At 71.6% G+C, this 5,935-nt stretch carries 5 protein-coding genes; all 5 read left to right on the top strand.

Annotation, left to right across the window (positions count from 1 at the left end; genetic code table 11):
• The first annotated feature begins 97 nt into the window (after nt 1-97).
• The 5 genes from ACIQOV_RS23555 to ACIQOV_RS23535 all read left to right on the top strand — a co-directional run bounded on the left by ACIQOV_RS23555 (nt 98) and on the right by ACIQOV_RS23535 (nt 5,911).
• Entirely contained in the window at nt 98-1,453 is a 1,356-nt protein-coding gene (locus ACIQOV_RS23555) for an ABC transporter substrate-binding protein (protein ID WP_401051411.1), read from the top strand.
• A 25-nt stretch (nt 1,454-1,478) separates the two neighbouring features.
• A complete protein-coding gene (locus ACIQOV_RS23550) occupies nt 1,479-2,492 on the top strand; it encodes a carbohydrate ABC transporter permease (RefSeq protein ID WP_401051409.1) in 1,014 nt (337 codons plus the stop codon).
• A 20-nt stretch (nt 2,493-2,512) separates the two neighbouring features.
• Entirely contained in the window at nt 2,513-3,430 is a 918-nt protein-coding gene (locus ACIQOV_RS23545) for a carbohydrate ABC transporter permease (RefSeq protein WP_401051407.1), read from the top strand.
• Nucleotides 3,431-3,438: 8 nt separating this feature from the next.
• On the top strand, nt 3,439-4,719 hold the full coding sequence (locus ACIQOV_RS23540; protein ID WP_401051414.1) for a 6-phospho-beta-glucosidase: 1,281 nt from the start codon (nt 3,439-3,441) through the stop codon (nt 4,717-4,719).
• Nucleotides 4,720-4,891: 172 nt separating this feature from the next.
• Nucleotides 4,892-5,911, top strand: a complete 1,020-nt coding sequence (locus tag ACIQOV_RS23535; protein WP_401051405.1) for an N-acetylglucosamine kinase — start codon at nt 4,892-4,894, stop codon at nt 5,909-5,911.
• Nucleotides 5,912-5,935: the final 24 nt, after the last annotated feature.

Below are 5,935 nucleotides of genomic sequence, written 5' to 3'. Positions count from 1 at the left end.
CCTGTCACCTCGCCACCCGCACCCACCTCTCCCCAACCCCCGAACGCGGGACCCGAGGCAACGAGGCCTGCCCGCGCACCCCCAGGAGGATCCCGAAGTGCACGCCACCACCTCCCGCAGAGGCCGCCGCACCGTCGCCGCCGTCGCCGGCAGCGCCGTCCTGGCGCTGCTCGCCTCCGCCTGCACCGGTTCCAGCGACACGGGCGGCTCCGACGAATCGGCCGGCGGCAAGGACGTCACCATCACCTTCTGGCACGGCTGGAGCCAGGAGAACGAGCTCAAGGCGATCAACGACAACATCGCCGCCTTCGAGAAGACCCACCCCACCATCCACGTCAAGGCCGTGGACAGCCTCGCGGACGACAAGGTCAACCAGGCCCTGCGGGCCGGCGGCTCCGACGCGCCGGACGTGGTCTCCTCCTTCACCACCAACAACGTCGGCATGTTCTGCTCGACCAAGGCCTTCGTCGACCTCAAGCCGATGCTCCAGAAGAGCGGCATCGACCCGGCCAAGACCTTCCCGGCCACGATGCTCGACTACACCCAGTTCCAGGGCAACCAGTGCTCGCTGCCGCTGCTCGGCGACGCCTACGGCCTGTACTACAACAAGAAGGCCTTCGCCGACGCCGGCATCGCCAACCCGCCGAAGACCTTCAGCGAGTTCGCCGAGGACGTGACCAAGCTGACCCTCGCCGACGGCGACTCGTACAAGCAGCTCGGCTTCATGCCGCTGTACCACGGCTACGAGTCCACCACCGAGCACTACCTCGGCCAGTACGGCCCCAGCTACTTCGGCGCCGACGGCAAGTCGGACATCGCCACCGACCCGAAGGTCGCCGCGATGCTCAAGTGGCAGAAGGGCCTGGTCGACCAGCTCGGCGGCTACGCCAAGCTGGAGAAGTACCGCGCGACCTTCGGCGAGGAGTTCAGCGCCAAGAACCCCTTCCACACCGGCCAGATCGCGATGATCCTCGACGGCGAGTGGCGCACCGCCTCGCTCGCCAAGGACAAGCCCGACTTCGAGTGGGCCACCGCCGCCTTCCCCGTCCCGGACGACCAGGCCGACACCTACGGCCGCGGCTACCAGACCGGCACCATCGTCGGCATCGCCAGCACCAGCAAGAAGCAGGCCGCCGCCTGGGAGTTCGTCAAGTACCTGACCACGGACACCGACGCGGTGGTCGGCTTCGCCAACGCGATCCACAACGTGCCGAGCACCATCGCGGCGCTCGACTCGCCCAAGCTGGTGAGCGACGACAACTTCAGGACCTTCCTGAACGTCGCCAAGAACCCCCACTCCGGCACCACCCCGCCGGCCGTCAACGGCGGCAGCTACATCACCACCCTGCAGAACCTCGGCTACGACTACGAGTCCGGCAAGCAGACCGACCTCCAGGCGGGCCTGGCCGCCACGGCCAAGCAGATCGACACCGACATCGCCCAGGCCAAGTAGCCCGGGAACGGTCCACGGAGCTCCCATGTCACTCGCGTTCGGCACCCGCAAGGGGAACGACGAGGCCGACGCGGGACCGACCGGCCCGGCGGCGCCCGGCACGCAGCACCTGCTGCGTCGCAAGCGCCGCCGGGAGGCGGCCCGCACCCTCGCCTTCCTCTCCCCCTGGCTGATCGGCTTCGGCGTCTTCTTCGCCTACCCGCTGATCTCCACCGTCTACTTCTCCTTCACCTCCTACAACGGCTTCGGCACCCCGGCCTTCAGCGGCCTGAAGAACTGGGACTACGTCTTCAACCAGCTGCCGGCCTTCTGGCAGGGCCTGCGCAACACCCTGTGGCTGGTCGTCGTCATGGTGAGCCTGCGGGTCGCCTTCGGCCTGGGCATCGGGATGCTCATCACCAAGGTCAAGACCGGCGCCGGCTTCTTCCGCACCGCCTTCTACCTGCCGTACCTGGCCCCGCCGGTGGCCGCCACGGTCGCCTTCGCCTTCCTGTTCAACCCCGGCACCGGCCCGGTCAACCACCTGCTCGGCGAGCTCGGCCTGCCGCAGCCCGGCTGGTTCGCCTCCGAGGACTGGTCCAAGCCCGCGCTCACCCTGCTCGCCATGTGGGGCGTCGGCGACCTGATGGTCATCTTCATGGCCGCGCTGCTGGACGTCCCCCGGGACCAGTACGAGGCGGCCGAGCTGGACGGCGCCGGCCCGTTCCAGCGGTTCCGGTACGTCACCCTGCCGAACATCTCGCCGATCATCATGTTCGCGGTGGTCACCGGGGTGATCCAGACCATGCAGTACTACACCCAGGCGATCGTCGCCGGGAAGGTCGCCAGCGGCATCGCGGGCGGCTCCGGCCAGCCCTTCGAGCCCGGCTACCCGGGCGGCTCCACCTGGACCCTGCCGCAGATGGTCTACAACCTCGGCTTCCAGCGCTTCAACTACGGCGCGGCCTGCGTCGTCGCCCTGGTGCTGTTCGCCATCTCGATGGCCGTCACCTCGATCCTGCTCCGCCGCCGATCCGGCTTCATGGCGAGCGACGGCTAGCGGCCTGTGAGGACCTGATCATGACTCCTGGCACCACACTCACCGAGGCACCGGCCGCGACCGGCCCCTCCCGCCCCTCCCGGTCCGGCAGCCCCGCCGCCCGGGCCGCCCGGCGCCGCGCGGTGCTCAACTGGGTGGCCGTGCACGCGCTGGCCATCGCCGCCGCGCTGTTCTTCCTGCTGCCCTTCGTCTTCGTCCTCCTCACCTCGGTGATGTCGGACCAGCAGGCGCTCACCACCGACTACTGGCCGACCAGCTGGAACTGGGGCAACTTCGGCAAGGTCTGGGAGGTCCCCGGCTTCCTCGGCTGGTGGCGCAACACCCTGCTGTACGCCGGGCTCGGCACCCTGCTGACCGTGGTCTCCAGCCTCCCGGTGGCCTACGCGCTGGCCAAGTTCCGCTTCCGCGGCCGCAACCTGGCGCTGATGGCGGTCATCGCGATGATGATGCTGCCGCCGCAGGTCACCGTCATCCCGATGTACCTGTTCTGGTCCAAGCAGATGGGCCTGGGCGGCTCGCTCTGGCCGCTGATCATCCCGATGGCCTTCGGCGACGCGTTCTCCATCTTCCTGCTGCGCCAGTTCCTGATGACCATCCCCAAGGAGTACATCGAGGCCGCCCGGATGGACGGCTGCGGAGACCTGCGCACCCTGCTGCGGGTGGTCCTGCCGATGGCCAGGCCGGCCATCGCCGCGGTCGCGCTGTTCCAGTTCTTCTACTGCTGGAACGACTACTTCGGCCCGCAGATCTACGCCAGCAACAACCACGACGCCTGGACCCTCAGTTACGGACTGGAGTCCTTCAAGGCCGCCCACCACACCAACTGGAACCTCACCATGGCCGCCACCCTGCTGGTGATGGCCCCGGTGATCGTCCTCTTCTTCTTCGCTCAGAAGGCCTTCATCGAAGGCGTGACACTGACAGGGGTCAAGGGCTGATGTCCGCACTGAAGTTGGCAATCGTCGGCGGCGGTTCGACGTACACCCCGGAGCTGATCGACGGCTTCGCCCGGCTGCGCGACACCCTGCCGATCGGCGAACTGGTGCTGATCGACCCGGCCGCCGAGCGCCTGGAGCTGATCGGCGGCCTCGCCCGGCGGATCTTCGCCAGGCAGGGCCACGCCGCGGTCGTCACGGTGACCACCGACCTGGTGGCGGGCGTCGCGGACGCCGACGCCGTCCTGCTCCAGCTGCGCGTCGGCGGGCAGGCGGCGCGCGACCGGGACGAGACGTGGCCGCTGGAGTGCGGCTGCGTCGGGCAGGAGACCACCGGCGCCGGCGGCCTCGCCAAGGCGCTGCGCACCGTCCCGGTGGTGCTGGACATCGCCGAACAGGTGCGCCGGACCAACCCGGACGCCTGGATCGTGGACTTCACCAACCCGGTCGGCATCGTCACCCGGGCCCTGCAGGGCGCCGGCCACAAGGCCGTCGGGCTGTGCAACGTCGCGATCGGCTTCCAGCGCAAGTTCGCCGGGCACCTGGGCGTGGACCCGGAGCTGGTCCGGCTCGACCACGTCGGGCTCAACCACCTGAGCTGGGAGCGCGGGGTGACCCTGCTCGACGCCCCGGGCGCCGCGACCGGGCGCGAGGTGCTCCCCGAGCTGCTGTCCTCGCACGGCAAGGAGATCGCCGAGGACCTCCACCTGCCGCAGGCCGTCATCGAGCGCCTCGGCGTGGTGCCGTCCTACTACCTGCGGTACTTCTACCAGCACGACGCGGTGGTGGCGGAACTGAAGGAGCAGGGCTCGCGGGCCGCCCAGGTGGCCGAGATCGAGCGGCAGCTGCTGGAGCTGTACGCCGACCCGACCCTGGACACCAAGCCCGAGCTGCTCGGCAAGCGCGGCGGCGCCTTCTACTCGGAGGCGGCCGTCCAGCTGATCGCCGCCCTGCTCGGCACCGGCGGCGGGACGTCCGTGCAGGTGGTGAACACCCGCAACGACGGCGTGCTGCCCTTCCTGCCGGACGACGCCGTCATCGAGGTGCCGGCCGAGGTGGACGCGCGGGGCGTGCGCCCGCTGCCGCAGCGGCCCGTCGAGCCGCTGTACGCCGGTCTGATCGCCGCCGTCACCTCGTACGAGCACCTCGCCCTCGACGCCGCCCTGCACGGCGGCCGCGACCGGGTCTTCGACGCCCTGCTCGCCCACCCGCTGGTCGGCCAGATCGAGCTCGCCGACCAGCTCACGGACCGGCTGCTCGCCCACAACCGCGAGCACCTCGCCTGGGCCTGATCCGGCCCGCGACGCGCCCGCCCGGCGACCGGAGGAGGTCACCGGGCGGGCCCCGCGAGGAGACCGCCCACCCCCGGCCGGGGACCTTTCGGCCGGGCACCCCGGCCGGGACCACGGCCGGGCACCCGGCCGACGACCACGGCCCGGGCCACGTACGAGCCGCGGGGACCTGATGACCCACCAGCCCGAACCACTCCTGCCCGGCGTCCTCGCCATCGACGCGGGGAACTCCAAGACCGACGTCGCCCTGATCGGCACCGACGGCAGCATCCTCGGCACCGCCCGCGGCGGCGGCTTCGCGCCGCAGAAGATCGGCGGCGCGGCCGCGGTCGCCGGCCTCGCCCCGCTGGTCGAGCAGGCCGCCGCCGAGGCCGGGCACCCGTCCTGGAACGGCGTACTCACCAGCCACGTCAGCGCCTGCCTGGCCAACGCCGACCTGCCGGTCGAGGAGGAGGCCCTGCGGGTGGCGCTGGAGTCCCACCCCTGGGGGGCCGGCAACACCGTCGTCAACGACACCTTCGGCCTGCTGCGGGCCGGCACCGACGGCCCGCGCGGCGTCGCGGTGGTCTGCGGCGCCGGGATCAACTGCGTCGGCCTGCTGCCGGACGGCCGCACCGCCCGCTTCCCCGCCCTCGGCGAACTCACCGGCGACTGGGGCGGCGGCTCCGGGCTGGCCGTCGCCAGCATGTGGCACGCCGTCCGCGCGGAGGACGGACGCGGCGGCCCGACCGGGCTCGCCCGGGCCATCGCCGAGCACTTCGGCCTGCCCAGCGCCGGAGCCGTCGCCGAGGCCGTCCACCTCGGGCACCTGTCGAGCGACCGGCTGCACGAGATCGCCCGGGTGCTGTTCGCCGTCGGGGCCGACGGCGACCCGGTGGCGCTGGAGCTGATCGACCGCCAGGCCGACGAGATCGTCCGGCTCGCGGTGGTGGCCCTCGGACGCCTGGACCTGCTGGACACCCCGACCCCGGTGGTCCTGGGCGGCGGCGTGCTCGCCTCCCGCCACCCGCTGCTGCTGGACAACCTGACCGCCCGGCTCGCCGCGGCCGCGCCGCTGGCCGAGCCGCGCGTCGTCGTCGCCCCGCCGGTGCTCGGCGCGGCGCTGCTCGGCCTCGACCACCTGGCGGCGGGCGAGCGGGCGCAGGCCCGGGTCCGCGAGGCGTACGAGACCGGCCGGCCGGTGGCGGCCTGACCGCCGCTCAACAGCACCCTCCCC

It is taken from the genome of Kitasatospora sp. NPDC091257 (assembly GCF_044757675.1).
GTDB lineage: Bacteria > Actinomycetota > Actinomycetes > Streptomycetales > Streptomycetaceae > Kitasatospora > Kitasatospora lactacystinica.
The sequence above is the reverse complement of the archived record's forward strand: the minus strand, read 5'-3'. Positions and strand labels throughout refer to the sequence as shown.

Excerpts from the sequence above, each read along its gene's own strand:
- ACIQOV_RS23550 (WP_401051409.1), top strand. The coding sequence starts at position 1,479 with ATGTCACTCGCGTTCGGCACCCGCAAGGGGAACGACGAGGCCGACGCG.
- ACIQOV_RS23545 (WP_401051407.1), top strand. The coding sequence starts at position 2,513 with ATGACTCCTGGCACCACACTCACCGAGGCACCGGCCGCGACCGGCCCC.
- ACIQOV_RS23535 (WP_401051405.1), top strand. The coding sequence starts at position 4,892 with ATGACCCACCAGCCCGAACCACTCCTGCCCGGCGTCCTCGCCATCGAC.